This is a genomic window from Sphingobium agrisoli, from assembly GCF_041877245.1.
Classification (GTDB): Bacteria; Pseudomonadota; Alphaproteobacteria; order Sphingomonadales; family Sphingomonadaceae; genus Sphingobium.
Genome location: NZ_JBHDJI010000001.1, coordinates 310,761 through 336,350 on the forward strand (window position 1 = coordinate 310,761; position 25,590 = coordinate 336,350).

A 25,590-nucleotide genomic window follows, 5' to 3' on the forward strand; every position below is an offset into this window, starting at 1 on the left:
TGAAAGAGCGCGGTCTCGATCTTTGGCCCATCGGTAACTGCCAGGCATCGGCACTGATCGACCGTGCCGGAAGGATGATTTGGGCCTGTGTGCCCCGGGTGGACGGCGATCCGGTCTTTTCCGCTCTGCTGGACGACAAGGATTGGGACGATCCCCAATCGCGCGGCTTCTGGACGATCGAATTGGAAGGCTGCGTCGCCGCCGAGCAGCATTATATTCGCAACACGCCCATATTGGTGACGCGCCAGCGCGACGCGCAGGGCAACGCGATCGACATTTACGACTTCTGCCCTCGCCACAAGCATAAGGGCCGCATGTATCGCCCCGTCGCGTTCGTCCGCATCGTGCGGCCGGTGGCGGGCAGCCCTCGTATCCGGGTGAAGCTGCGCCCGACGACCAGCTGGAATGCGGACAAGGTGCCGATCACCTACGGCTCCAATCACATCCGCATGGTCCTGTCCTACATGGCGATGCGGGTGTCGACCAACGCGCCTATTGGCCTCATCAGCCAGGAAAGCTGGTTTCGCCTCGAATCCGACATGCACTTCTTCATGGGCCCCGACGAAGGCTTTTCCGACGCGCTGCGCCCGGCGATCGAGCGGATGCTGGACGACACGATCAACGAATGGCAGCTCTGGGTACGCGGCCTCGCGATCCCGGCCGAATGGCAGGAAGCGGTAATCCGCTCTGCTATCACGCTCAAGCTCTGCCAGCATGAGGAAACCGGCGCCATTGTCGCCGCGCTCACCACGTCCATTCCCGAACATGCCGATAGTGGCCGTAACTGGGACTATCGCTACTGCTGGGTCCGCGACGCCTATTATACCGTCGAGGCGCTGAACCGCCTGGGCGCCCTAGACGTCCTTGAATCCTACCTCGTCTATCTGCGTAACATCGTCGATGGCGCGAAGGGCGGACATATCCAGCCGCTCTACGACGTGCGCGGCAACGCGACGCTGACCGAGTGGGAGGCCGACAGCCTGCCCGGCTATCGCGGCATGGGACCGGTGCGCGTCGGCAACGCCGCCTACAGCCAGATCCAGCATGACGCCTATGGGCAGATCGTCCTTTCATCGGTGCAAGGCTTCATCGACCAGCGGCTGCTCCGTATGGCCGGCCATGCCGATTTCGAAGCGCTGGAGGTGGTCGGCGAACGCGCCTGGCAGGTCTATGACCAGCCTGACGCGGGCCTGTGGGAGCTGCGCACCCGCGCCCATGTCCACAGCTACAGCGCGGTCATGTGCTGGGCGGCCTGCGACCGGCTTGCGCACGCCGCGACCGCGCTCGGCCTCGATCTGCGCGCGGCCCATTGGCAGAACCGCGCCGACACGATGAAGGCGCGCATCCTCGAAGCCGCCTGGCGCGACGAAAGCCGCGCCATCTCCGCCAATTTCGAGGACGACTCGCGCGACGCCTCGCTGCTCCAGCTGCTCGACCTGCGCTTCCTGACCGCCGACGATCCCAAATTCATCGGCACGCTCGCCGCGCTGGAGGCGGACCTGCGGCGCGGCAACGACATGCTGCGCTACAGCGCGCCCGACGATTTCGGGGAGCCGGTCACGGCCTTCAACGTCTGCACCTTCTGGCTGATCGAAGCGCTGCACCGCACCGGGCGGACGGAGGAAGCCCGCACCTTGTTCGAGGAGATGCTGTCCCGCCGCACCGCCGCCGGGCTGCTTTCCGAAGACATCGATCCCCAGAGCGGCGAGCTTTGGGGCAATTACCCGCAAACCTATTCCCTCGTCGGCATCATCAACTGCGCCGTCTTGCTGAGCAAACCATGGAGCGTGATGCGTTGAGCCGTCTGATCGTCATTTCCAACCGGGTCAGTCGCCCCAACAAATCCGGAAATCAGGGCGGCCTCGCCGTCGCGCTAGCGCAGGCGCTGCGCGAAAGCCGGGGCATCTGGTTCGGCTGGTCGGGGGAAACGACCGAAAATTTTACCGGCCATATCGGCTTTGCCGAGGATCAGGGCGTCAAGACCGCGACGATCGACCTGGAAGAACAGGATGTCGACGAATATTACAACGGCTACGCCAACAAGACGTTGTGGCCCCTCTTCCACTTCCGCATCGACCTCGCCGAATATGCCCGCGATTTCGAAGGCGGGTACAACCGCGTCAACAAGCGCTTCGCCGAGACGGCCAGCCCGCTGATCGAACCGGACGACGTCATCTGGGTCCATGACTATCATCTGATCCCGTTGGGCCAGATGCTGCGCGATCGGGGCCTCAAGAACCGGATGGGCTTCTTCCTCCACATCCCCTGGCCGCCCACCCGTCTGCTGGTATCGCTGCCCCACCACAGCAAGTTGGTCAGCACCCTTTTCGCTTACGACGTCGTCGGCTTTCATACCGAGGAATGGCTCGAATCCTTCCGCCACTATGTCGAGCGGGAGATGGGCGGGACAGTTGACGGCGATTATGTGACCGTGGGCGACCGGACGATCCAGGCGATCGCCTGTCCGATCGGCATCAACGCGCAGGATTTCAAGGACGCCGCCGAAAGCGACATCGCGCAGGCGATGTACGCCAAGGTGCGCGCCTCGCTCCAGGACAGGCCGCTGATCGTCGGCGTCGACCGGCTCGATTACAGCAAGGGGCTAGAGGAGCGTTTCACCGGCTATGCCCGCTTCCTGAAGGATCATCCCGAACATCATCGCAAGGTCGTGCTGACCCAGATCGCGCCGCCATCCCGCGGCGATGTGGAAAGCTACCAGCAAATCCGCGCCACGCTCGATTCGCTAGCGGGGCGGATCAACGGCGAATATAGCGATGTCGACTGGACCCCCATTCGCTACGTCAACCAGGGCTATCCGCGTGACGAACTGGCCGGCATTTACCGCGCGGCGAAGATCGGGCTGGTGACGCCGCTGCGCGACGGCATGAACCTGGTCGCAAAGGAATATGTCGCCGCGCAAGACCCTGAAGACCCCGGCGTCCTGATCCTTTCGCGCTTCGCCGGCGCGGCGATGCAATTGAAGGACGCGCTGCTCATCAATCCCTACAGCCCGGAAGAGATGTCGGATTCGATCCTGCGCGCGCTCGCCATGCCGCTGGACGAGCGCAAGCGGCGCTGGCGCGCGATGATGGACAGTGTGGAGACCCAGGACATACGCTGGTGGCGCGAAGTCTTCACCAATCGCCTTACCGCCGTCGATCGCGCCAAAACGCCGCCGCAGCCGCAGCCTGCCGCCGGTTGAGCGGCGCGGCCCGGGCCGCTATGCCCGGCGCATGAATGTTCACGACGAAGAACCACGCGGCCTCTGGCCCGCCATCCGCGCCCGCTCCGGCGTAATCCTCGGCGCGATCGGGCTGGTCGCCTGGCTCGCGATGATCTGGTTCATGTTCGGCGACGTGCTGTAGAATTCATCCGCGCACCCGTAAGACAAGCGGGCCCCGCTTCACCCGCCGACGCACGCCCTTACCCGACGAACGCCCGTTCGATCACGAACTGGCCCGGCGCGGCGTTGCTGCCTTCGGTGAAGCCCTGCCCCTCGAAATAGGCGGCAAACTGCTTGATCATCTCCATGCTGCCGCACATCATGATCCGGTCGGTTTCGGGGTCGAACTTTGCCGCGCCCGGAATGCCGGCAAACAGCGCGCCGCTTTCGACCAGTGCGTCGATCCGGCTCGTGTTGCCCTCGAATGGTTCGCGCGTAACGGTCGGGACATAGTGGAACTGCTCCGGCGCCTGCTCCGACACCAGCGGGTCTTGCGCCCACTTGCCTTCCAGTTCGTCGCGAAACGCGAGATCGCTCACCCGCCGCACCGAATGGACGATCACGACCTGCTCGTAAAACTCATAGACATCGGGATCGCGCGAAAGGCTCAAGAACGGCGCGAGGCCCGTGCCGGTCGACAGCATGAACAGCCGCTTGCCCGGCAGCAGTGCGTCGGTGACGAGCGTGCCGGTCGGCTTGCGACCAAGATAAATCTGGTCGCCCGGCTGAATCAGCTGGAGCTTGGACGTCAGCGGCCCGTCCTGCACCTTGATTGACAGGAACTCGATCTCCTCGTCCCAACTCGGGCTCGCCACCGAATAGGCGCGCAGCAGCGGCTTGCCATTGTCGCCGGGCAGGCCGATCATCACGAACTCGCCCGAACGGAAGCGGAAGCTGGCGGGCCGTGTGATGCGGAAGCTGAAGAGATGTTCGTTCCAGTGCTTGACCGACAGCACAGTCTCCACGGAAAGCGCGCCGGTTGGCTCCAATGCCGGCTTTTCGGTCGTCGCGTCGGTCAACAGGTTCGTCCTTGCATATGTGCCGGCCGCCCGGCGGCCAGTTGCGGATCATTCGCAATAAAGATGTTGCCTTGCGAATTGGCCCGTCCGCGCGCGCGGCGCAAGGGCAAAAAAACTTGGGGACGCTAAACCGCCGCGTTTTATCCGAACAGGCCCTTGGCGATGCCGCCGAGTTCGTTAAGCGGATTGCCATCGCCGTCGCGGTCGAACATGCCGCCAAGCTGGCCCAGCAAGCCTTCGGGTCCGGTGAGGTTGCCGAGCAGCCCCTGAAGCGCGTCGGCCGAGACGCCATGCTCCGCCGCGACCTCGGCGAGCGCGCTGACGCTGGTTTCGCCCGATCCGATCTTCGCCGCGATCTCGCTCATCAGCGCCTGCATCTGCGCCGGCTCCAGCCCGACCTGCGCCGCGACCGCCTCCAGTCCGCCCAGCTTCCCGATCAGATCGTCGAACATGCCCGTTCCTCCCGCATTGATGAGGGGGCAGGATAGCAGCGTCTGTGAAGCGAGGCAAAACTGATCCTCCCCTGTAAGGGGAGTGACAAGCGCGAAGCGCCTGACGGAGGGGTGTCCAGCTATCGAGAGGGTGACACCCCTACACCATTTCGTGGTCCCCCTCCCCTTACAGGGGAATATTAAAAAAGGGCCGGAGGATTCCTCCCCCGGCCCCTTGTTCCTAATCTGTTGCCCGATCAGGCCGCCGCGACGAGCGCCGCGTTGCGGACGCTGTCGTCCACATGGTCCTCGAACTGGGCGAAATTGTCGACGAACGCCTTCACCAGCGTCGCCGCTGTCGTATCATAAGCATCCTTGTCCGCCCACATGGCGCGCGGATCGAGGATGGTCGAATCGACGCCGTTCACCGCCACCGGCACCTCAAAGCCGAAGTTCGGATCGGTGCGGAACTCGGCGCTGTTCAGGCTGCCGTCGAGCGCGGCGTTAAGCAGGGCACGGGTCACCTTGATCGGCATCCGCTTGATCCCCGGCATCGTCGCCTTGCCGCCCGCCCAGCCGGTGTTGACCAGCCAGCAGGTGACGCCGCCCTTGGCGATCCGCTCCTTGAGCAGATTTCCGTAAACGGTCGGATGGCGCGGCATGAACGGCGCGCCGAAGCAGGTCGAGAAGGTCGCGGTCGGCTCCGTCACGCCGATTTCGGTGCCCGCGACGCGCGCGGTATAGCCCGACAGGAAGTGATACATCGCCTGGTCGGGGGTCAGCCGCGCGATCGGCGGCAGCACGCCATAAGCGTCGGCGGTCAGGAAGATGATGTTCTTGGGCACCGGGCCCAGATTCTTCTCCGACGTGTTCGGGATGAAGTCGATCGGGTAGGAACCACGGCTATTCTCGGCCAGGCTGTTGTCGTCGAGGTCGATCTCGCGCGTATCCTCGTCGATCACGACATTTTCCAGCACCGTGCCGAACCGCTTGGTGGTGGCGAAGATCTCCGGCTCGGCCTCGGCCGACAGGTTGATCATCTTGGCGTAGCAGCCGCCCTCGAAATTGAAGACCGCCGTATCCGACCAGCCATGCTCGTCATCGCCGATCAGGGTGCGGCTGGCGTCGGCCGACAGGGTGGTCTTGCCCGTGCCGGACAGGCCGAAGAAGACCGCCGTGTCGCCATCCGGGCCGATATTGGCCGAACAGTGCATCGGCATCACGCCCTTCACCGGCAGCAGGTAATTGAGGATGCCGAACACCGACTTCTTCATCTCGCCGGCATAGGCGGTGCCGCCGATCAGGATCAGCTTCTCGCTGAAATTGACCGCGACCACGGTTTCGGTCCGGCAGCCATGGCGCGCCGGATCGGCCTTGAAGGTCGGCAGATCGATGATGGTATATTCGGGCGTGAAGCCCGCCAGCTCCTCGGCGGTCGGGCGGACCAGCAAGGTGCGGATGAAGAGATTGTGCCAGGCGCGCTCGTTGATGACACGCACATTGACGCGATGCTCGGGCTGCGATCCGCCGAACAGGTCCGCGACATAGAGCGTGTCCTTCTCGCCCAGCGCCTTGAAGAAGTCTTCCTTCAGCGCTGCGAAATGCTCGGGCGTCATGGGGACGTTGGTGTTGCCCCACCACACCGTGCTTTCGGTCTCCGCGTCGCGGACGATGAACTTGTCCTTCGCGCTGCGGCCGGTATGTTTGCCGGTCTTGACGACCAGCGGGCCGTCCTTCGACAATATGCCCTCACCGTTGCGGACGGCCGCTTCGACCAGCGGCGCGGTGCCCAAATTCCAATGCAGATCGGCACGGGTGGAAATGCCCTGGTCGGCCAGGGTTATTGAGGATGTGGCCTGCACGCCTTTGCTCCTGATATGTTTGTCGCATCGCACAAGGTGTCTTTGTGCAACCGATCCGCCCCGCAGGCGCCGCAGCTTTGCACGCGGCATCCCTTGCTTTGGAACAGCAGCGGCATAGGGCTTTGTTCGTTATCCGTCAAATAGCGCAGGCGCGCGATTGTGCCGAATATCGACAGTCCTTTGACCTGTGTAGCCGCGTGCCCCCCTGCCCGCGCCTTTCTTGCAGGCGAGCGATGCTTCGTCTAACGCACCTCTTGCCCCCTTAAACGCTTCTTGGATCGCGCAGGACGCCGCATGACCGCAACCATCGCTCTGGTGGACGACGACAAGAATATCCTGACCTCGGTGTCGATCGCGCTTCAGGCCGAGGGCTTTGTGACGCGCATCTACTCCGATGCCGAAACCGCGCTGAAGGCGCTGCTGGACAATCCCGCCGACCTCGCCGTGTTCGACATCAAGATGCCCCGCATGGACGGCCTCGAACTGCTGCGTCGGCTGCGCGAGCGGAGCCAGATGCCCGTCATCTTCCTGACCTCCAAGGCGGACGAGCTGGACGAGGCACTGGGCCTTGCGATGGGGGCGGACGATTATATCGCCAAGCCTTTTTCGCAACGGCTGCTGATCGCCCGCATCCGCGCCATCTTGCGCCGCGCCGAGGTCCGCACTGCGCCCGAGACGCCCGACGATCCGGTCGCCGATCCGATCCTGCGCGGGCGGCTGGAGATGGACCCCGCCCGCCACCGCGTCAAATGGGCGGGACGGGATGTCACGCTGACCGTTACCGAATTCCTGATCCTTGAAACGCTTGCGGTGCGGCCCGGCGTGGTCAAGAATCGCAACCAGTTGATGGACGCAGCCTATCAGGACGATGTCTATGTCGATGATCGCACCATCGACAGCCACATCAAGCGCCTGCGTCGCAAATTCCGCGAGGTGGACCCCGATTTCAACGCGATCGACACGCTCTATGGCGCCGGCTACCGTTTCTCGGAGGAGTGAGGACGCCCCGCTTGCGGTGCGCTGGTCGGGGCGGATCAGCCTCACGCCGCGCATTCTGGCGGTCAACGTTTTCGCTCTGGCGCTGCTGGCGGGCGGCTTCTTCTATCTCGACAGCTACCGCACCCGCATCCTCGATGCCCGACTGGAGCAGTCGGCGCGAGAGCTGGAGTTGCTCTCGATCGGCCTGGAGAATGCGCCAGCCGACCGGCAGGACGCCCTGATCGCCGCCTATGCGCGTCAGACGAGCGACCGGGTGCGCCGCTATGCGCGCGACGGGCGGCTGGTGGCCGACAGCTTTACCATGGACGCGCCGCGCTACCGCCTGCGGTCGCCCGAAGAGGAGCAGTTGCGCCGCCACATCGCCCGGTTTCTCGACGAGATGGTCGATCGAGTGGTGGACGCCGACCGCCCGCCCGATTTCGAGGAGCCGGCGATCGACCGTGCCGACGCCTGGCCGGAAGTCGTCGCCGCGCGCCGCACCGGGCGACCGCAGGCGACGAACCGCTACGCGCCCGACCGCACCTTCATGATCTCGGCCGCCGTCCGCATGAAGGATGGCGGCAGTCTGCTCGCGACCGAGAATGCGCGCGACATCACCCGGGTGGTGCGCGCCGAGCGCTTCCGCCTGGGCATCGTGCTCGCCGCGGCGATCCTCGCTTCGGTGCTGCTCTCGCTGTTCCTCGCCCGCACCATCGTCCAGCCGCTTCAGCGGCTCGCCCGCGCTGCGGTGCGCGTGCGCCTGGGCCGGGCGCGCGAAGTCACCGTGCCCCGCCTGCCCGAGCGGCGCGACGAGATCGGGATGCTCGCCCGTGCCCTCTCCGACATGAGCATCGCCCTGCGCCAGCGAATCGACGCCACCGACGCCTTCGCCGCCGACGTCAGCCACGAACTCAAGAACCCGATCGCCTCGCTCCGCTCCGCCCTCGACGCGCTCGACCGGGTGGAGCAGCCCGACCTGCGCGCTCAGCTTATGGCCATCGCGCAGGACGATGTGCGGCGGCTCGACCGGCTCGTCACCGACATCGCCGAAGCCTCACGGGTCGACGCCGAACTCTCCCGCACCCGCTTCGAGCCGATCGACCTTGGCCTGCTCATCGAAAAGATGGTGATCGCCCGCGAGGCGCGCGGGGTGCCGCGTGGCGTCCGGCTCGCCTTCGCCCGCCCGCGCAAGGATGTCGCTGTCGCGCTGGGCGAGGAAGGGCGGCTGATCCGCGTGCTCGACAATCTGATCGACAATGCCGTCTCCTTCTCGCCAGACGGCGGTCTCGTCCAGATCATCGCGACGGTCGCGGACGACCAGGTGCTGGTCAGCGTCGAGGATGAAGGGCCGGGCGTCCCCGAATCCGAGCGCGAACATATTTTCCGCCGCTTCCACAGCGTCCGCCCGGAGGGCGAGGCGTTCGGCAAGCATTCGGGCCTCGGTCTCGCCATCGCCCGCTCCATCGTGGAGGGGCATCAGGGCCGCATCAGCATCGGCGACCGGGAAGACGCGCAGAAGGGGGCGCGCTTCGTCGTGCGCCTGCCGATGGCGGTGGCGCGCGATCCGGGCATCGCTTCGGAGTGATCCGCCGGGTGCGCGTCGGTCTATGATTGCAAATTCCACCGCATAGCGCCATCGCGGCCAGAGACGATCGGGGGAGCGAACTATGACGAGCGCAAGCGGCATGGGTGAAATGTGGCGGCACAAGCGTGTGCTCGCCGCCAGCCTGATCGGCACGGCGGTCGAATTCTACGACTTCTACATCTACGCCACCGCCGCCAGCCTGATCTTCCCCGCCCTCTTCTTCCCCTCCTCGTCGCCCACCGCGCAGCTGATGGCTTCCTATGGCAGCCTTGCGCTCGCCTTCCTCGCGCGGCCATTGGGCGCGGCGATCTTCGGCCATTATGGCGACCGTGTGGGGCGGAAGGCGACGCTGGTCACGTCGCTGATGCTGATGGGCGGCTGCACGCTGTTGATCGGTTTCCTGCCGACCCACGCGCAGATCGGTTGGTGGGCACCGTTGATCCTGTGCCTGCTGCGCTTTGGCCAGGGTCTCGGCCTTGGCGGCGAATGGGGCGGCGCGGCTTTGCTGGCGGTGGAGAACGCACCGCCCGGCTGGCGCGCGCGCTTCGGCATGTTCCCGCAACTGGGCGCGCCGGTGGGCTTCATCGCCGCGAACGGCCTGTTCCTGATCCTGGCTACGCAGCTGTCGGAGGCGGACTTTCTCGCCTGGGGCTGGCGGCTGCCGTTTCTGGGCAGCGCGGTGCTGGTGTTCCTCGGCCTCTGGGTACGCTTGAAGCTGACCGAAACGCCCGAATTCGCCGCTGCGAGGGCCGAAGCACCGCCACCCGCCGTGCCGCTCGCCACCCTCCTCTCCTCGCATCTCGGCGCGGCGATCGCTGGCACCTTCGCCTGCGCCGCCTGTTTCGCGGTCTATTATATCGCCACCGCTTTCGCGCTCGGCTACGGCACCACCACGCTCAAGATCGACCGCAGCATCTTCCTCTCGCTCCAGCTCGGCGCGATCCTGTTCATGGCAGGCAGCATCATCCTCGCCGGCTGGTGGGCGGACCGGTCAAGCCCGACCCGCGTCCTCGCCTGGGGCTGTGGCGGCACGATCCTGATGGGCATTGTCTTCGGCCCGATGATCGGCACCGGCGCGCTGCTGCCGGTGTTCCTGATCCTGTCGCTGGCGCTGTTCCTGATGGGCTTCGTCTATGGACCGCTCGGCGCCTATCTGCCCGCGCTTTTCCCGATCCAGCTGCGCTATACCGGCGCGTCCTTCGCCTTCAATCTGGGCGGCATCATCGGCGGCGCGCTCGCGCCGATCGTCGCCACCTGGCTGATCGCGGCGCAGGGTGTGGCGCTCGTGGGTCTCTACATGAGCGCCGCCGCCGCGATCAGCCTGGCGGGCCTGTGGTGGACCAGTCGCTACCCATAGGACATCAAATCACCTTCCGCATCAGGATCAGGGGCACGCCCCCATCCTCGAAGGCGCGCACCTCCCCGAAACCGAAGCGCCGATAAAGCGGCACCCCGGCCATCGTTGCGACAAGTTCTAGCGCAGGGAAGCCCTCCGCTCGCGCCGCCGCTTCGCACAGCGACAGGATCACCATCCCCACACCCTGCCGCACATGATCGGGATGGGTGTACATCGCCCGCACCTTCGCCGCCTCGGTCGCGGGGTCGAACAGCCGGTCGTCGCGCCCGGCGCTGTTGTCGTTGCCGTAGGGCGTCGCGCGCCGGCTCCAGCCGCCACAGCCGGCGACCGCTCCGTCCCGCTCCACGACGAAATAACTGGCATCCGCGATCAGCCGGCCGTCCCGCCCCATAAAGCCATGGCTCGCCCGCACCTGATCGGGGGTCAGAAAAGCGGATTGCAGCCGTTCGATCGCCAGCGTCATGACGGCGAGGAGCGGGGGCTCGTCGGCGGGCGTGGCGAGGCGGTGGGTGAGCGGCATTCTGCTTTGCTGCAAAATCCCGTCCGCTTTTCAATCGCGATGCCGGCCGGGCGAGCGAGGGTCCGCTGAAATCCACGCCACTGTCGCATTTATGTGACACATAGATGAAATCCGCTTGCCGCGCCGCTCCATGGACATGGCGGGTTCGATCGCCCGATCCGTTTCACCCGTCAGGACTAAATAGAATCCGCCCAGGGGAAGGATGGAAAGGCCCATACACCATAAGGGGGCTATCGATGATCAACCATGTATCTGCTCGCTGGTTAACGAAGGCGCTGCTGGCCACGACGGCGCTCGCCGCAATGACCGGGCCCGCATTTTCTCAAACTCCAGCCGCCCCCGATCAGGCGGCGGAGGAAAGTCCCAACGACACGATCGTCGTCATCGGAACGCGTCGCACCGACAGGTCGGTCACCGATTCAGCCTCGCCGATCGACATCATCGGGGCGCAAGAACTCAAGACTCAGCCGGCGGCGGACATGCTGGAGGTGCTCAAAAACATCGTCCCCAGCTTTAACGTCGCGCAAAATCAGATTTCCGACGCATCGACCTTCGTCCGCTCGCCGTCCATTCGCGGCCTTGCCGGCGACATGACGCTGGTCATGATCAACGGCAAGCGCCTCAACCGTTCCGCGCTGGTTCAGGTCGCCGCGGGCGACCCGACCAACAACCTGTCGCAGGGCGCCGACCTCGCGGTGCTGCCCACCATCGCCTTTGGCGGCCTCCAGATTCTGCGCGAAGGCGCGACCGCGCAATATGGCACGGACGCCATCGCTGGCGTTCTGAACTACACGCTGCGGGAAGACGAGGGCTTCGAATTCAGCACCCGCTACGGCCAATTCTACGACGGTGGCGGCGACGGTAAGGCTCGCCAGGTTGCAGGCTATGCCGGCTTCAAGCTCGGCGACCGTGGCTTCCTCTCGTTGGCCGGCGAATATAACAAGGATGATGGCACGATCCGTAACGTCACCCGTGTGAGCGCCTTGCTGTTTGCGCAAGCCCACCCGGAACTCGCTGCGCAACTGCCCAACTTCCCAAAACCAGTGCAAATCTTCGGCAATTCACCAGCCGAGGGCTGGAAAGCCGCCGTCAACGCCCATTATGACGTGACCGACAAGACCAGTATCTATGCGTTCGGCAACTTCGCGCATTCGAAGATCACGCAAAGCTTCAACTACCGCCCCGTGGAAACCTTCCCTGCGACGGACACCGCCGGCGTCGTGCGCAACCAGACCCGCAACAGCGCCTTTGCGCATCCGATCTACCTGACGCCCTGCCCGGCCGGCAACGCCACCTGCCCTGCCGGCGGCTTCGTGAAGGACAACAACACCTATTCCTTCACCAGCCTCTATCCCGCCGGCTTCACGCCGCAGTTCGTCGGTGTGAAGGATCAGGCTTTCGGCGTGGCGGGTATCAAGGGCGACCTGATCGACAATCTGACGTTCGACGTGTCGGGATCGCTTAGCCGCAACGCTCTCAAACTCTCGATGTTCGACTCGCTCAGCCCGTCCTACGGGCCGGATTCGCAGACGACGTTCGAGTTCGGATCGCTCATTCAGAAGGAAACCAACCTGAATGCCGATTTCGTCTACTCGCTCGAAGCTGGGCTGCCCAGTCCGGTAACGATCGCGTTCGGCGCCGAATATCGCAAGGAAACCTACACCGCGACCGAAGGCGATCCGCAATCCTATGGCATCGGACCTTATTACAGCCAGACTCTCTACGTGCAGACTGCACCTGGCGTGTTCACCCGTGACTCCACGGTGACCATGCCTGTCGGCGCGAGCGGCTATGGCGGCACCAGCCCGGACGCCGCTGCCAGCTATTCGCAGCATAACATCGCCGGCTACCTCAGCGTGGAAGCCGACCTGACCGACACCTTCTCAATGGGCGTTGCAGGTCGCTACGAAGACTATAACACCTTCGGCAGCACCACGGTGGGCAAGGTGAACGCGCTGTGGAAGGCCACGCCGACTTTCTCCATCCGTGGCACCGTCGGCACCGGCTATCACGCACCGTCGCCAGGACAGAGCAACGTGCAGATCCTGACGACCGCTTTCACCAACGGTCTTCAAGTGCAGACCGGTACTTATCCGGTATCCAACCCGATCGCCCAATATTATGGCGCGACGGCGTTGAAGCCGGAAAAGTCGACCAACTATGGTCTCGGCTTCGTTTTCACCCCGATCCCGTCGCTGACGCTGACGCTGGACGGCTACTGGATCAAGATCAAGGACCGCATCGGGACGTCGCAGACCTACAGTGTCACTGCAGCGGACATCGCCGCCCAGCCGGCCCTGCTGGCCGTGGGCGAAGGTGGCGACGTGCAATATCCCACCAGCGCCTATGACTCGCGGACGGCGGGTATCGACTTTGTCGGCACCTACCGCTCCACCTTGGGCGATGGCAGCCTCAACCTGACGCTCGCCTACAACTATAATGAGACGAAGGTTACGAAGTTCGATCCGACCATCATCAGCGCATCGCAGAAGAAGGATATCGAAGGCACGATCCCCAAGCATCGCGCGACCTTCACCGCCAACTATGCGATCGGCGACTTCACGATCACCGGGCGTGAGAATTTCTACGGTTCGTTTGGTCTTGAAGATGCCTTCCCCGGCCAGACTTTTGGCTCGAAGTTCACGACCGACATAGAGGTCAGCTACACCATCGCCGAACATTATACGCTGGCGGTGGGTGCGACCAACCTGTTCAACACCTATCCGGACAAGATCAAGGCGACCGCCGCAAACCCGATCTATGTGCTGACCAACGGCCTGTCGAACGGGCAGATCTATCCCAACAGCGGCGGGCCTTTCGGCTCCAACGGTGGCTTCTGGTACGCCCGTTTGCGGGTGAAAATCTGATCGCTGCCTAAAGCGCAAAAAGAAATCGGGCGCCTCTCGGCGCCCGATTTTTATGTGTTCTTGCACAGCGGAGAAGAAGGCGCGCGCAGCGCCTTCGACATCCAGCCGATCAACCTTCGCGGTTGTCGCGGCGCTCGGCGATGCGGGCGCGCTTGCCGGTGCGGCCGCGCAGATAATAGAGCTTGGCGCGACGCACGACGCCGCGGCGGACCACGGTGATGCTGTCGATGTTGGGCGAATAGAGCGGGAACACGCGCTCCACGCCTTCGCCGAACGAAATCTTGCGCACGGTGAAGTTCGATCCCATGCCCTTGTTCGAACGGGCGATGCACACGCCTTCGTAATTCTGGACGCGGCTCCGCTCGCCTTCGATCACCTTGACGCCCACGCGCAGCGTGTCGCCGGGGCGGAATTCGGGGATGTCCTTGGCCAGAGCGGCGATGCTTTCCGCCTCGATCTGCTGGATGATGTTCATGTCTAAACTCAGTCCTTGGTCGTTCGTCGCGCACCAGAGGGCGGCTGGTCCCGAACGCCGATATGGCGTTCCCAAAGGTCCGGCCGCCTTAGCCGTGTATCGTCCTCCGCCCGTTGTTTCCGCCAGGCGGCGATCTTCGCATGATCCCCCGATCGCAACACTTCAGGGATCGCGCGCCCCTCCCATTCCACCGGGCGGGTATAATGCGGATATTCGAGCAGCCCCGCTTCAAAGGACTCCTCGACTCCGCTGGAAGCCGCGCCCATTACACCGGGAAGCAGCCGCACGCAAGCATCGAGCAGCAGCAAAGCCGCCATCTCTCCGCCCGACAATATGATGTCGCCCATGCTGACCTGCTCGATGGCGCGGCCCTCGAAAATCCGCTCGTCAAACCCCTCGAACCGGCCGCACAGGATCGTCGCGCCCGGCCCCTCCGCCAGCGCCCGCACCCGCCCCTGCGTGATGGGTTTGCCACGAGGCGTCATCGCCAGCACCGGCAGGTCCGGGCGGCGCTCCAGCGCATGATCGACCGCCTTGGCGAGCACATCGGCCCGCAGCACCATCCCCGCGCCGCCACCCGCCGGCGTGTCGTCCACGGTGCGATGCTTGTCGGTCGCAAAATCGCGGATATGGATCGGCTCGCAAGTCCATTTCCCCTCGCTGAGCGCCCGCCCCGCCAACGACAGCCCAAGCGGACCGGGGAACATCTCCGGGTAGAGGGTGAGGATTTGCGCGGTGAAACTCACCGCCGCCGCGCCCGCAACCGCGCCGCCGACCAGCCGCCGCCCATGCACAGCGCTCCGCAGACCAGCAGCGCCAGCCCCACCGCGCGCAGCACGTCGGCAAACTGGCGCTCCGGGTGCAACAGCGCGGGGATCAGCAGGAGCATCGGGATGGGTGCGACCAGCGCCACCGCCGCCACGATCTTCCGCCCACGTGGCCAGCCGATACCGAACAGCCGCCAGCCGGCAAAGAGCATGAGCAGGAGATAAAGCGCGGTGACGATCTGGGCCATGCCCCGCGCTTAGGCGAAGGCGCGGCCAGCGTCCAGATCAGGGCGTCTTGACGCTGATCTTCCATTCCTGGATCTGCGCGGTCGGCGTAGGGGCGAGCATCAGGCTACCCGCCACCCTGCCCTTGTCGCAGGTCCATGTGAACTCGCCCGACAGATTGCCGGTCGCCTTCACCGGCGCATCGGTGCGGCACGCCCCAACCTCCGCCTTCACCGCCGCAAGTTTCTTCGCCCAGCTGTCCGCGTCACTGTCCATCAGGAAATTCATCGCAAGGTTCGCGCGCGCGGCATCAACATCGCCCGCCGCATACATCCGACCCGCCGCCGCATAGCCTTCCGCCAGGAGCGCCGACACCGCCACCGGCCGCGCGACGAGAGCGCCCGCCTGCTGGAGTAGTAGCGCCGCATCCCAGGCCGGCCCTGCCCCGCCCATATAGGTGCGGTTGGTGAAGACGAAGATGCCGACGCCATGGTCGGGCATCAGCATCACATTGCTGCCATAGCCGGGATAGCCCCCGCCATGCGACAGGGTGAGGCCAAGCTCGCAATCCTGCGCCACCCGCATTCCCATACCATAGGCCGCCGCCTGCCGGCACGCGCTCGCGCCGCTCTTGCCGCTGCGTTGGGCGAGTTGCACGAAATTGCTACCCTCCGCCAGCATCCGCACTGCCGCACGCGGCACTGGCCCCGTGTCGGCCTCATCGCGCGCCGGCCAGGCCGACAGCAGGAAGGCGACCCAGCGCGCATAATCGGTTGCGCTCGTCTGCAATCCCCCCATCGCGCCGAACGCGCCATCCACCATGTCCGGCTCTGCCTTCCACCGCCCCGTTTCCCAGCGATAACCGCGCGCACGCCGCTCCACGGGCCATTCGGCGATCTCATAACCGCTCGACCCCATGCCGAGTGGCGTCAGCAGGCTCTGTTCGACATAGCGGCGATAGGGCATTCCGCTCACCTGCGCGACGATCCGGCCCAGCAGCGCAAAACCGAAATTGCTATATTCGTAGCGGGTGCCGGGCGCGGTGCTGAACGGCACGCCCTGCGCCAGCAGCCGGGCAAAATCCGCCTCCGCCATCGGCGTCTGCCGGTCGCCCCAGGGATTGTCGTCCACGAACCCCGCGCTGTGGGTCAGCAGATCGCGGACGCGGATGCGCGGGCTGTCGGCAGTGGGATAGGTCCAGGCGCGCATTTCGGGGATGTACCGCTCTGCCGGATCGTCCAGCGACAGCTTCCCTTCTTCCCGCAGCTTCAGGATCGACAGCGCGGTGAACGCCTTGGTCATCGACGCGATGCGGAACAGGCTGTCGGGCGTCACAGGCCGGCTATGCACCAGATCCTGCACGCCAAAGCCCTTCACATGCACCAGGCGCCCATTGGCGACGATGCCGTAAATGAGGCCCGGCGCGTGGCTATCTTGACGGAAATCCTGGAACAGCCGGTCGATCTCCGGCACGGCAGCGGCGATCTTGTTTTCGTCGGCCTGTGCGTTGGCGACGGTGGGGAGGCAGAGCAGCATCAGCGCGAGCCAAAGCCTCATTGCGTCCAGTCCTCCACGACAAGGCCATCTATATCGGCAAAGTCGCGCGCGTTGCGCGATACCAGCGGCGCCCCGAGCGCCAGCGCCTGCGCCGCGATTAGACGATCGAAGCTGCCCCGGCGGAATGGAATTTGCGCATAGGCTTTCGCCGCCGGGTCGTCGAACGGCAGAACGGCCACTTCGCTGATGAAGGCGTCGAGCAGTTCCGGTGAAGGCGGCTTCCCCCGAAACGTGCCGTAGGCAAGCTCGGCATAGGTAATGGCGGAGATGAAAAGACTACCCGCCGCCTGTTCCGCCATGCGGGCGGTCAGCGACGGGTAGGCTCCGGTAAAGGCGTAGATACAGCTATTCGTGTCAAGCAGCCGAATCGTCATTCCGCCTCGCCGCGGCCCAGCAGATGCCAATCGCGCGGGCTATCGTCGAACTCGCCTTCCTCATAGGTTCGCGGCTCCAGCCACGGCGCCTTGCCTGCGAATTTGCTGACGTCGATCTTGCGCGGCGCGATGTCGGCGGGCTCGAAGGTGAATTTGCCATGCTCTTCGCGCAGCACCATTTCGGTGCCTTCCTCCAGCCCCAGCGCCTTGGGCAGGCGCAAGGCCAGACTGTTGCCCGACTTGAAAATCTTGGCCTTATAGCCCTCGCCCATGGCTCAGCCTCCGTATATACATTCCGTATATACTACGCCACGAAAGCCGCGTCAACCACCGCCCCGCCGTCGCCCAAGGCCACGGCATGCATGGGCGCCATGAAGCGTTTCCCCGTGGGGCGCTCGATCTCGATAATGTCGCCGGCGCCGAAATTCTCGACCGCGACAATCACGCCCAGCGCTTCGCTTTCGCTCGACGTGCAGGGCAGGCCGATCAGGTCGGCATGATAATATTCGCCCTCGCCCAGCGGCGGCAGGGCGGATCGCGGGACGGTGAGTTCCGTGCCGCGCAGCGCTTCGGCGGCGCTGCGATCGCCGATCTCGGCAAAGCGCGCCACCGCGCCATTGGGGCCGGGGCGGACCGACTTCAGCGTCAGCACGCGCCCGCCCGCATCGAAGCTCTTGTAGCTTTTGAGGCTCGCCGCCCCATCGCCGAACAGCTTCAAACGGACTTCGCCCGTCACTCCATGCGCGCCGATGATCACGGCGAGAGTGACGGGCTTGTCGGTCAAGTCGCTCAGCCCTCGGCCTGCTCGGGAGCGGATTCCTCGGCGGGAGCGGCTTCCTCGGCGGCAGGCTCTTCAGCAGGCGCCTTGGCGGCTTCTTCGGCAGCCTTGCGGGCTTCCTCGGCCTCGGCGAGCTTGGCGGCGCGATCTTCGGCGCGCTCCTTGGCCTTCTGGCCCGGCTCGGCCTTGTTCGGGTTGTTGCGCGCCTTGCGCTCCTTCACGCCGGCGGCGTCCAGGAAGCGAGCAACGCGGTCGGTCGGCTGCGCGCCGGCTTCGATCCAGTGCTTGGCGCGCTCGGTGTCGAGCACGACACGCTTCTCGTCGCCCTTGGGCAGGACGGGGTTGTAGCTGCCGATGCGTTCGATGAACTTGCCGTCACGCGGGGCACGGCTGTCAGCCACGACGATGCGGTAATAGGGGCGCTTCTTGGAGCCGCCGCGCGACAGACGAATGGAGGTTGCCATCTTAACTTCTTGCCTTTCTACTCAAATCTAATGCGTTGAAATAAATTACTTCTTCATGAAATTCTGAAAGCCGGGCGGCAGGTTGGGTGCGCCGAGGCCCGGCAAGCCCTGCGGCGGCGCGCCGCCGCCGCCCAGCATCCCGTCCAGGCCGCCCCCAAGTCCTCCGGCGCCGAACATCTTGGCGAGGCCCTTCAATCCGCCCATCTTGCGGATCTTCTTCATCGCCGTTTCCATCTCCTGATGCATTTTCAGGAGGCGGTTGACGTCCTGCACCGTGCGGCCGGCGCCCTTGGCGATGCGGATCTTGCGCTTGGCGTTGATCAGCGCGGGTCTCTCCCGCTCCTTGGGCGTCATGGAGCCGATCATCGCGTCGAGGTGGACCAGCGTCTTGTCATTGGCGCCGCTCGCCGCCATCGCCGCCTGCGCCTTTTTCAGGCCGGGCAGCATCCCGGCAAGCGCGCCGAGGCCACCCATGCGGCGCATCTGGTTCAATTGCGCGCGCAGGTCGTTCATGTCGAACTGACCCTTCGCCATCTTCTTGGCGAGCTTGTCCGCTTCCTCCGCGTCGATCGTCTCGGCCGCGCGCTCGACCAGCGACACGACGTCGCCCATGCCCAGGATGCGCTGGGCCACGCGGGCCGGGTGAAAGATTTCGAGCGCATCGAGCTTCTCGCCCGTGCCCGCGAACTTGATCGGCCGGCCGGTGACCGCGCGCATCGACAGCGCCGCGCCGCCGCGCGCATCGCCGTCCATGCGGGTCAGCACGACGCCGGTCAGCGGCACCTGCGCGGTAAAGTTGGTCGCGACATTGACCGCGTCCTGACCCGTCAGCGAGTCGACGACGAGCAGGATTTCCGCCGGATTCGCCGCATCGGCGACCGCCTTCATCTCGTCCATCAGCGCCTGGTCGACATGCAGGCGGCCGGCCGTGTCGAGCATCACCACGTCGAAGCCCTGGAGCTTCGCCGACTGGAGCGCGCGCTTGGCGATCTCGACCGGCTGCTGCCCCGGAACGATGGGCAGCGTCGCCACGTCGGTCTGCGTGCCGAGCACCGCAAGCTGCTCCTGCGCGGCCGGGCGCTGCACGTCGAGCGACGCCATCAGCACCTTCTTGCGCTCTTTTTCCTTGAGGCGCTTGGCGATCTTTGCGGTCGTGGTGGTCTTGCCCGACCCCTGAAGCCCGACCATCATGATGACGGCGGGCGGCGTCACGTCGATCAGCAGGTCGCTGGTGTCCGACCCCAAAGTCTCGGTCAGCGTGTCGGAGACGATCTTGACGACCATCTGTCCGGGCGTGACGGAGCGCAGCACGTCGCTGCCCACCGCCCGCTCGGTCGCTTGGTCGACGAACTGGCGCACCACCGGCAGGGCGACGTCGGCTTCGAGCAGCGCGATCCGCACCTCGCGCATCGCGGCGCGGACATCGTCCTCTGTGAGCGCACCGCGCCCCCGCAGCTTGTCGAAGACCCCGCCTAGACGATCGCTGAGCGAATCGAACATCACCACCTCAAAACCGGGACTTGCGCCCCGCTGAAAAACATGTCGCATCCCCAAACGACAAAATCGCCGGCGGGCGAAACCTCGCCGGCCAGCGTCCATCCGATGCCCCATCTGGGCGTCCTGGAGTCGTCAGAGTCGAACGGCACGCCGCCCGATGCTGCGAGCGCCCTTAGGGGAAAGCGGGGGGAAGTGCAAGCGACGCCTGCCAGCCCGCCAGCGCCGTAACGGCGCCAACAACCCCACCTAAAGCAATTGACACCGGACGAGGCCGACGATGACTTCAGAACAGCTCATCCAGCATCAGGTGAAAACGCAACTTGCGCGTGTCGGGACGGGGCGTCCCGTAGCGTTCCAAGAACCGATCTTGCAGACCATCGCCAAATTCGCCCAGACAATTCCAGGCTATAGCAACGTCCTGATACCGGTCGGCGACGCCAACGCGACCTGCGTCAATGCAGCCGATAACGGCTCCGTCCACCATCAAGAGGTTGTCGAGCGAAAAATCCCCGTGCGTGACGACGGGATCAGGCGCCAATGGCAGCAGGTCGGTCATCGCTTGCCAAATTTGTTCCGCCGTCCAGCCCGCCCGCCCCTCGTCGAAATCATCCTGATCGATCAAACCCGCGTCGATCCTCTCACGCGCAAGTCTTAGCCGGTACGTATAGTCACTGTTGAATGGGCACTCGCTGACCGGGATATCGTGAAATCGCCGGAGAAAATCCGCCATCGCATCGACAACATACGCCCTTTCTCCCGGCCTTGCCGTCAGAACCTGATAGGCTGTTTCCCCCGGCATCGCGGTCATCAGCAACCATGACTCTCCCGGGATGTGGAAAAAATGCCGGATCGTTGGGGCCGCTATGCGCCCTGCCAGCCAATGGAGCCTGCACATCTCATCGACAAGATCACCCGCAGCGCGTCCCTCACCGTGCTTCAGGTATAGGTCGGGTTCTCCCGCCTTCCCATGAAGTCGATAGACCGTGGCACCTGACTCACCCACCTTGCTCCGCGCCCACTGATATCCCGCCACTTCGTCGGACAGTCCTGCCGGCGTAGATATGGACGTACAGCTTTCTTCGCGGTCAACGTGCAGCATGGCGATGCCCTGAACCTGAAACGGTCGCCGACCCTGATAGCGGCAGAGCGAGCCGCCGCAAATCAATCCCCGTCCCACACCGACCTGTCTCTTCTATCCCGGTTCGCATATCCTCACGCGCGGCGCCCTGCTTTCCGATAGGATCACTCCCCGGTAATTTTATGTCGCATTGCGCGGGAAATGTGCGAAGTTAAGGGAGGAAAATAGAGGGGAGCCTACCGCCATGAGCTGGACACGCCGCAAGCCGATGGAGGCGATGGTGCCGCAGGAGAGCGGGCATCAGCTCGCCCGCACCCTGTCATGGCCGCACCTGCTCGCGCTCGGTGTGGGCGCGATCGTGGGGACGGGCATCCTGACGCTGATCGGCGTCGGCGCGGACCGGGCCGGGCCCGCCGTTCTCCTTTCCTTCGCCATAGCGGGCGCGATCTGCGCCTGCGCGGCGCTCGCCTATGCCGAACTGTCGACCATGATGCCGGCGGCGGGCAGCGCCTACAGCTACTCCTACGTTGTGCTGGGCGAAGGGATCGCCTGGATCGTCGGCTGGTCCCTCATCCTCGAATATAGCCTCGTCGTCTCGACCGTGGCGGTCGGCTGGTCGGGCTATGCCGCGCCGCTGCTGACCCCGCTCGGCTTCCCGGAGGCGCTGACCAGAGGGCCGGAACTGGGCGGCTTTATCAACCTGCCCGCCATCTTCATCATCGCCGTGGTCGCCGGGCTGCTAATGGTCGGGACGCGGGAAAGCGCCCGGCTCAACACCATTCTCGTCCTCATCAAGATCGTGACCTTGAGCCTCTTCGTCGCCTACGCGCTGCCCGCGTTCGACGCCGCGAACCTTGAACCCTTCATGCCCTTCGGCTTTGCCAAGCATATGGGACCGGACGGGGTGGAGCGCGGCGTGATGGCGGCGGCCGCGATCATCTTCTTCGCCTTCTACGGCTTCGACGCCATTTCGACCGCAGCGGAGGAAGCCAAGAACCCGGACCGCGACCTCGCCATCGGCATCGTCGGATCGCTGGTCGTCTGCACGCTGATCTATGTCCTCGTCGCCGCCGCCGCGATCGGCGCGCTGCCCTTCACCCGCTTCGCCGACAGCCCCGAGCCGCTCGCGCTCATCCTGCGCGAAATGGGCCAGGGCGGCGTCGCCCGCATCGTCGCCATCGCCGCCGTGATCGCGCTCCCCACCGTGCTGCTGGGCTTCCTCTATGGCCAGAGCCGCATCTTCCTCGTCATGGCCCGCGACGGCTTCCTGCCGCAAAGCCTTGCCCGCATCTCGAAACGCGGCACGCCTGCGCGCATTACCGCCGTCACCGCCATCCTCGTCGCGATCATCGCGGGCCTCCTCCCCATCGACGAGATCGCGGCGCTGGCGAACGCCGGCACGCTCATCGCCTTCGCCGCCGTGGGCCTCTGCCTCCTCGTCCTGCGCCGTCGCGCGCCCGCCATGAAACGCCCCTTCCGCGCGCCCGCCGCCTGGGTGGTGGGCATCGGCGCGATCGGGGGGTGCGCCTATCTCTTCGCCAGCCTGCCCGCGACGACCATCCTCGCCTGCCTCGGCTGGAACGCCTTGGGCCTGCTGGTCTATTTTCTCTACGGGCAGAAAAGGGCGACGGCGAAGGAGCAGGGCGCATGAGCATCACCCTCGCCCTCCTCGCTGCCTCCGCCCTGACCCGCGCGACACCAACCGGATCGCCGGGCATGTGGATACGGAACATGGATTATCCCCCCGGCGCGCTGCGCCGTGGCGAGGAAGGTCCGGTTGAAGTCGCGATCATGGTCGGTCCCGACGGGAGGCCCGGAGACTGCACCATAGCCCGGTCCAGCGGTTCTCCCGACCTCGACGCCAGGACATGCGCCGTATTCGGTCGGCTACCCCGGTTCACCCCGGCGCAAGATGAGAGCGGCGCGCGGGTTCACGACCTGTATAAAGCCAACTTGAACTGGCGTCTGCCCCGAAAGGACGGGCAATCCGGCACGACCGCCGCGCCCAAGGCGCCGCAGGCGGATTTGGCGCTGACCGTCGAAAAGCTGCCGGACGGGCTATCCCAGCACATCATTCCGGTTTCGGTCCGGATCGGACCCGACGGCCACGTCGCCCATTGCGAAGTCACTAAGGACGCCGGGCCACCGTCGCAGTTGGGCACGGTCGCCTGTGCGCAGCTCAAGTCAGGCTATGTCTCCGACATCAAGCCGCCGGCCGATGCGCCAAGAGGATTTCTGCAAACCCTCCGCGTCGCTTTCGTGACCCAGGCACAATAGGCATATCGCGGTGATGCGTCCGGCATGGATCGCGTCGGCATCACTGGCCTTTTCCCCTCACCCCCATTACATGCGCCCCCATCATGGGACGCTTTTCCAAAATGCACGGCCTGGGCAACGACTTCGTCGTCATCGACGCGCGCGCTGCGCCGATAGCCATGAGCGAAGCGCGCGCCCGCGCCATTGCCGATCGCCATGCCGGCATCGGCTGTGACCAGCTTATCCTGATCGGCAACGCGCCCGACGCCGACGTGTCGATGCAGATCTTCAACGCCGACGGCAGCGAGGTTGAGGCGTGCGGCAACGCGACCCGCTGCGTGCCGCTCTTCGTCGGCCGCGACGTCACGATCCGCACCAAGGCCGGCCTGCTCGACGCCCGGCTGATCGACGGCGGCGCGAGCGTCGACATGGGCGCGCCTCGCTTAGACTGGGACGCGATCCCGCTCGCCTACGCCATGGACACGCTGACCATGGCGGCCAGCTGGGAAGACCTGCCCGCGCCTGCCGCCGTCAATGTCGGCAACCCGCATGTCGTCTTCTTCGTCGAGGATCTGGACGCGGTGGACACCGCCCGCCTCGGCCCGCTGATCGAGCATGACCCGCTCTTCCCGCAGCGCGTCAACGTCAATTTCGCGCAGATCGTCGGCGACGCCCATGTCCGCCTCATCGTCTGGGAACGCGGCGCGGGCCTCACCCGCGCGTGCGGCACCGGCGCCTGCGCGACCGCCGTCGCCGCCATCCGCCGCAAGCTGACGGCCGGCCCCGTCACCGTGACGCTGCCCGGCGGCGATCTCGTCATCGACTGGCGCCCGGGCGGCACGATCATGATGACCGGCCCCGCCACCCATGTCTTCGACGGCGAGGCGGACTGGTCGCGCTTCTGACATGAGCGGTCCCGACATCATCACCATGGGCTGCCGCCTCAACATCGCGGAGAGCGAGGCGATACGGCAGATGGCGGCGGGTCAGGATGACCTGATCGTCGTCAACAGCTGCGCCGTCACCGCCGAAGCCGTGCGCCAGACCCGCCAGGCGATCCGCCGCGCCCGGCGCGATCGTCCGCACGCCCGCATTCTCGTCACCGGCTGCGCCGCGCAGATCGAGCCGCAGACCTTCGCCGCCATGACGGAAGTGGACGCCGTCATCGGCAACCGGGAGAAAATGGAAGCCGCGAGCTACATTTCTCCGTTCAGTTCGAGCGAAGTCGAGAACCTCGTCCGAGCGAAGTCGAGGACAGGCAGCGTAGCCGATCTCGACTACGCTCGATCTGACTTCTCGACTTCGCTCGAAGCGAACGGTGGATTGGACCTGCCCAAAGTCCGCGTTGCCGATATCATGGCCGTGCGCGACACCGCGCCCCACATGGCGTCCGCCTTCGCCGACCATGCCCGCGCTTTCCTCGAGGTGCAGAATGGCTGCGACCATCGCTGCACCTTCTGCATCATCCCCTATGGACGGGGGAACAGCCGCTCGGTCCCCGCCGGCGCGGTGATCGATAAAGCGCGGGAGCTGGTGGACGCTGGCTATCGCGAGATCGTCCTCACCGGCGTCGATGTGACCAGCTATGGCCCCGACCTCCCCGGCAGCCCGTCGCTCGGCCTGCTGGTCGAGCGCATATTGAAGGGCGTGCCAGACCTCCCCCGCCTGCGCCTCTCCTCGATCGACAGCGTGGAGATGGACGATCGCCTGTTCGACCTGCTCGCCCACGAACCCCGCATGATGCCGCACGTCCATCTGTCGCTGCAATCGGGCGACGATATGATCCTCAAGCGTATGAAGCGCCGCCACAGCCGCGCCGACGCGCTCGCCATCGTCCAGCGCCTCAAAGCCGCCCGTCCCGACATCAGCATCGGCGCGGACATCATCGCCGGCTTCCCGACCGAGGACGATGCGATGTTCGGGAATAGCCTCGCCCTCGTCGAGGAGTGCGACATCGTCCACGGCCACATCTTCCCCTATTCGCCGCGCGAAGGCACGCCCGCCGCCCGGATGCCGCAGGTCGACCGCGCGACGGTCAAGGCCCGCGCCGCTGCCTTGCGCGCCGCCTGCGAAGAGCGCCGCGCCCGCTGGCTCGCCAGCCTCGTTGGCACGGTGCAAACGGTCCTCGTCGAACGCAGCGGCCTCACCGGCCACGCCGAAAATTTCGCCCCCGTCCGCTTCGCTGCGCCACAACCGCCCTCCACCATCGTCGCCGCAATGGTCACGGGGCTTGAGAAGGGCGTCCTGATCGCGCAAGAGGCTGCATGACAGGGACGT

25 protein-coding genes are annotated in these 25,590 nt (G+C 65.3%); 11 read left to right on the forward strand and 14 right to left on the reverse strand.

All coding sequences use genetic code 11. From position 1 onward, the window contains the following. The first annotated feature begins 29 nt into the window (after positions 1–29). Genes ACETPF_RS01420 through ACETPF_RS01430 form a run of 3 tightly spaced genes read left to right on the forward strand, consistent with a single transcriptional unit; the run spans position 30 to position 3,365 of the window. On the forward strand, positions 30–1,799 hold the full coding sequence (locus tag ACETPF_RS01420; protein WP_373933040.1) for a glycoside hydrolase family 15 protein: 1,770 nt from the start codon (positions 30–32) through the stop codon (positions 1,797–1,799). After that, positions 1,796–3,202: an alpha,alpha-trehalose-phosphate synthase (UDP-forming) gene (gene otsA, locus ACETPF_RS01425; protein ID WP_373932483.1), complete on the forward strand. Its 1,407-nt coding sequence runs from the start codon at positions 1,796–1,798 to the stop codon at positions 3,200–3,202. Before ACETPF_RS01420 ends, otsA begins: the two co-directional genes overlap by 4 nt. 31 nt (positions 3,203–3,233) lie before the next feature. After that, a complete protein-coding gene (locus ACETPF_RS01430; protein WP_373932484.1) occupies positions 3,234–3,365 on the forward strand; it encodes a hypothetical protein in 132 nt (43 codons plus the stop codon). 58 nt (positions 3,366–3,423) lie between these two features. Here ACETPF_RS01430 and ACETPF_RS01435 read toward each other — a convergent pair whose 3' ends face one another. The 3 genes from ACETPF_RS01435 to ACETPF_RS01445 form a co-directional block, all read right to left on the reverse strand. After that, positions 3,424–4,242, reverse strand: a complete 819-nt coding sequence (locus ACETPF_RS01435) for a ferredoxin--NADP reductase (RefSeq protein WP_373932485.1) — start codon at positions 4,240–4,242, stop codon at positions 3,424–3,426. Between the two features lie 140 nt (positions 4,243–4,382). Continuing rightward, positions 4,383–4,694 carry a hypothetical protein gene (locus ACETPF_RS01440; protein ID WP_373932486.1) on the reverse strand — a complete coding sequence of 104 codons (312 nt, stop codon included), beginning with the start codon at positions 4,692–4,694 and terminating at the stop codon, positions 4,383–4,385. A gap of 236 nt (positions 4,695–4,930) precedes the next feature. Further along, positions 4,931–6,535 (reverse strand): phosphoenolpyruvate carboxykinase, encoded by a 1,605-nt coding sequence (locus ACETPF_RS01445; protein WP_373932487.1) that lies wholly within the window; start codon positions 6,533–6,535, stop codon positions 4,931–4,933. A 294-nt stretch (positions 6,536–6,829) separates the two neighbouring features. Between ACETPF_RS01445 and ACETPF_RS01450 the strand changes: the two genes are divergently transcribed. The 3 genes from ACETPF_RS01450 (at position 6,830) to ACETPF_RS01460 (ending at position 10,455) form a co-directional block, all read left to right on the forward strand. Then, positions 6,830–7,534: a response regulator gene (locus ACETPF_RS01450; RefSeq protein WP_373932488.1), complete on the forward strand. Its 705-nt coding sequence runs from the start codon at positions 6,830–6,832 to the stop codon at positions 7,532–7,534. Next, on the forward strand, positions 7,503–9,098 hold the full coding sequence (locus ACETPF_RS01455; protein WP_373932489.1) for a sensor histidine kinase: 1,596 nt from the start codon (positions 7,503–7,505) through the stop codon (positions 9,096–9,098). The genes ACETPF_RS01450 and ACETPF_RS01455 overlap by 32 nt, the downstream gene beginning before the upstream one ends. An 82-nt stretch (positions 9,099–9,180) precedes the next feature. Further along, the gene (locus ACETPF_RS01460; protein WP_373932490.1) at positions 9,181–10,455 is read left to right on the forward strand and encodes an MFS transporter; all 1,275 of its coding nucleotides are present in this window, start codon (positions 9,181–9,183) and stop codon (positions 10,453–10,455) included. Positions 10,456–10,459: 4 nt separating this feature from the next. On the opposite strand, the gene ACETPF_RS01465 is transcribed toward ACETPF_RS01460, so the two are convergent. Beyond that, entirely contained in the window at positions 10,460–10,975 is a 516-nt protein-coding gene (locus ACETPF_RS01465) for a GNAT family N-acetyltransferase (RefSeq protein ID WP_373932491.1), read from the reverse strand. 236 nt (positions 10,976–11,211) lie between these two features. On the opposite strand from ACETPF_RS01465, the gene ACETPF_RS01470 reads away from it, so the two are divergent. Next, positions 11,212–13,842 carry a TonB-dependent receptor plug domain-containing protein gene (locus ACETPF_RS01470; RefSeq protein WP_373932492.1) on the forward strand — a complete coding sequence of 877 codons (2,631 nt, stop codon included), beginning with the start codon at positions 11,212–11,214 and terminating at the stop codon, positions 13,840–13,842. 109 nt (positions 13,843–13,951) lie between these two features. Here the strand turns inward: ACETPF_RS01470 and rplS are convergent, their stop codons facing one another. From rplS to ACETPF_RS01520, 10 genes are all read right to left on the reverse strand, one after another. Further along, the gene (gene rplS / locus ACETPF_RS01475) at positions 13,952–14,317 is read right to left on the reverse strand and encodes a 50S ribosomal protein L19 (protein WP_373932493.1); all 366 of its coding nucleotides are present in this window, start codon (positions 14,315–14,317) and stop codon (positions 13,952–13,954) included. Positions 14,318–14,325: 8 nt separating this feature from the next. After that, entirely contained in the window at positions 14,326–15,063 is a 738-nt protein-coding gene (gene trmD, locus ACETPF_RS01480) for a tRNA (guanosine(37)-N1)-methyltransferase TrmD (protein ID WP_373933041.1), read from the reverse strand. Further along, entirely contained in the window at positions 15,060–15,332 is a 273-nt protein-coding gene (locus tag ACETPF_RS01485; protein ID WP_373932494.1) for a hypothetical protein, read from the reverse strand. The genes trmD and ACETPF_RS01485 overlap by 4 nt, the downstream gene beginning before the upstream one ends. Before the next feature lie 37 nt (positions 15,333–15,369). Beyond that, complete coding sequence (locus ACETPF_RS01490; protein ID WP_373932495.1) at positions 15,370–16,866, reverse strand: serine hydrolase domain-containing protein; 1,497 nt, start codon at positions 16,864–16,866, stop codon at positions 15,370–15,372. After that, positions 16,863–17,240, reverse strand: a complete 378-nt coding sequence (locus ACETPF_RS01495) for a type II toxin-antitoxin system VapC family toxin (RefSeq protein WP_373932496.1) — start codon at positions 17,238–17,240, stop codon at positions 16,863–16,865. Before ACETPF_RS01495 ends, ACETPF_RS01490 begins: the two co-directional genes overlap by 4 nt. After that, the gene (locus ACETPF_RS01500) at positions 17,237–17,512 is read right to left on the reverse strand and encodes an AbrB/MazE/SpoVT family DNA-binding domain-containing protein (protein WP_373932497.1); all 276 of its coding nucleotides are present in this window, start codon (positions 17,510–17,512) and stop codon (positions 17,237–17,239) included. Before ACETPF_RS01500 ends, ACETPF_RS01495 begins: the two co-directional genes overlap by 4 nt. 32 nt (positions 17,513–17,544) lie before the next feature. Next, positions 17,545–18,024, reverse strand: coding sequence for a ribosome maturation factor RimM (rimM, locus tag ACETPF_RS01505; protein WP_373932498.1), 480 nt, complete (start codon positions 18,022–18,024; stop codon positions 17,545–17,547). Between the two features lie 5 nt (positions 18,025–18,029). Beyond that, complete coding sequence (rpsP, locus tag ACETPF_RS01510; protein ID WP_373932499.1) at positions 18,030–18,482, reverse strand: 30S ribosomal protein S16; 453 nt, start codon at positions 18,480–18,482, stop codon at positions 18,030–18,032. A gap of 45 nt (positions 18,483–18,527) precedes the next feature. Beyond that, the gene (gene ffh, locus ACETPF_RS01515; RefSeq protein ID WP_373932500.1) at positions 18,528–19,982 is read right to left on the reverse strand and encodes a signal recognition particle protein; all 1,455 of its coding nucleotides are present in this window, start codon (positions 19,980–19,982) and stop codon (positions 18,528–18,530) included. A 280-nt stretch (positions 19,983–20,262) separates the two neighbouring features. Further along, positions 20,263–21,078 carry an APH(3')-I family aminoglycoside O-phosphotransferase gene (locus ACETPF_RS01520; RefSeq protein WP_373932501.1) on the reverse strand — a complete coding sequence of 272 codons (816 nt, stop codon included), beginning with the start codon at positions 21,076–21,078 and terminating at the stop codon, positions 20,263–20,265. A gap of 223 nt (positions 21,079–21,301) precedes the next feature. Here ACETPF_RS01520 and ACETPF_RS01525 point away from each other — a divergent pair, with 223 nt between their 5' ends. The 4 genes from ACETPF_RS01525 to mtaB all read left to right on the forward strand — a co-directional run bounded on the left by ACETPF_RS01525 (position 21,302) and on the right by mtaB (position 25,581). Beyond that, on the forward strand, positions 21,302–22,708 hold the full coding sequence (locus ACETPF_RS01525; RefSeq protein WP_373932502.1) for an amino acid permease: 1,407 nt from the start codon (positions 21,302–21,304) through the stop codon (positions 22,706–22,708). Then, on the forward strand, positions 22,705–23,334 hold the full coding sequence (locus ACETPF_RS01530) for an energy transducer TonB (RefSeq protein WP_373932503.1): 630 nt from the start codon (positions 22,705–22,707) through the stop codon (positions 23,332–23,334). Before ACETPF_RS01525 ends, ACETPF_RS01530 begins: the two co-directional genes overlap by 4 nt. Positions 23,335–23,417: 83 nt before the next feature. After that, on the forward strand, positions 23,418–24,218 hold the full coding sequence (gene dapF / locus ACETPF_RS01535; protein ID WP_373932504.1) for a diaminopimelate epimerase: 801 nt from the start codon (positions 23,418–23,420) through the stop codon (positions 24,216–24,218). A gap of 1 nt (position 24,219) precedes the next feature. Continuing rightward, entirely contained in the window at positions 24,220–25,581 is a 1,362-nt protein-coding gene (mtaB, locus tag ACETPF_RS01540; RefSeq protein ID WP_373932505.1) for a tRNA (N(6)-L-threonylcarbamoyladenosine(37)-C(2))-methylthiotransferase MtaB, read from the forward strand. Positions 25,582–25,590 lie beyond the last annotated feature (9 nt).

Coding starts and splice junctions, on each gene's coding strand:
- ACETPF_RS01465 (WP_373932491.1), bottom strand. CDS start 10,975: ATGCCGCTCACCCACCGCCTCGCCACGCCCGCCGACGAGCCCCCGCTC.
- ACETPF_RS01495 (WP_373932496.1), bottom strand. CDS start 17,240: ATGACGATTCGGCTGCTTGACACGAATAGCTGTATCTACGCCTTTACC.
- ACETPF_RS01430 (WP_373932484.1), top strand. CDS start 3,234: ATGAATGTTCACGACGAAGAACCACGCGGCCTCTGGCCCGCCATCCGC.
- ACETPF_RS01520 (WP_373932501.1), bottom strand. CDS start 21,078: ATGCTGCACGTTGACCGCGAAGAAAGCTGTACGTCCATATCTACGCCG.
- rpsP (WP_373932499.1), bottom strand. CDS start 18,482: ATGGCAACCTCCATTCGTCTGTCGCGCGGCGGCTCCAAGAAGCGCCCC.
- ACETPF_RS01525 (WP_373932502.1), top strand. CDS start 21,302: ATGAGCTGGACACGCCGCAAGCCGATGGAGGCGATGGTGCCGCAGGAG.
- ACETPF_RS01440 (WP_373932486.1), bottom strand. CDS start 4,694: ATGTTCGACGATCTGATCGGGAAGCTGGGCGGACTGGAGGCGGTCGCG.
- ACETPF_RS01455 (WP_373932489.1), top strand. CDS start 7,503: ATGGCGCCGGCTACCGTTTCTCGGAGGAGTGAGGACGCCCCGCTTGCG.
- ACETPF_RS01485 (WP_373932494.1), bottom strand. CDS start 15,332: ATGGCCCAGATCGTCACCGCGCTTTATCTCCTGCTCATGCTCTTTGCC.
- ACETPF_RS01460 (WP_373932490.1), top strand. CDS start 9,181: ATGACGAGCGCAAGCGGCATGGGTGAAATGTGGCGGCACAAGCGTGTG.
- rplS (WP_373932493.1), bottom strand. CDS start 14,317: ATGAACATCATCCAGCAGATCGAGGCGGAAAGCATCGCCGCTCTGGCC.
- ACETPF_RS01500 (WP_373932497.1), bottom strand. CDS start 17,512: ATGGGCGAGGGCTATAAGGCCAAGATTTTCAAGTCGGGCAACAGTCTG.
- ffh (WP_373932500.1), bottom strand. CDS start 19,982: ATGTTCGATTCGCTCAGCGATCGTCTAGGCGGGGTCTTCGACAAGCTG.
- ACETPF_RS01450 (WP_373932488.1), top strand. CDS start 6,830: ATGACCGCAACCATCGCTCTGGTGGACGACGACAAGAATATCCTGACC.
- ACETPF_RS01490 (WP_373932495.1), bottom strand. CDS start 16,866: ATGAGGCTTTGGCTCGCGCTGATGCTGCTCTGCCTCCCCACCGTCGCC.
- ACETPF_RS01470 (WP_373932492.1), top strand. CDS start 11,212: ATGATCAACCATGTATCTGCTCGCTGGTTAACGAAGGCGCTGCTGGCC.
- ACETPF_RS01530 (WP_373932503.1), top strand. CDS start 22,705: ATGAGCATCACCCTCGCCCTCCTCGCTGCCTCCGCCCTGACCCGCGCG.
- mtaB (WP_373932505.1), top strand. CDS start 24,220: ATGAGCGGTCCCGACATCATCACCATGGGCTGCCGCCTCAACATCGCG.
- dapF (WP_373932504.1), top strand. CDS start 23,418: ATGGGACGCTTTTCCAAAATGCACGGCCTGGGCAACGACTTCGTCGTC.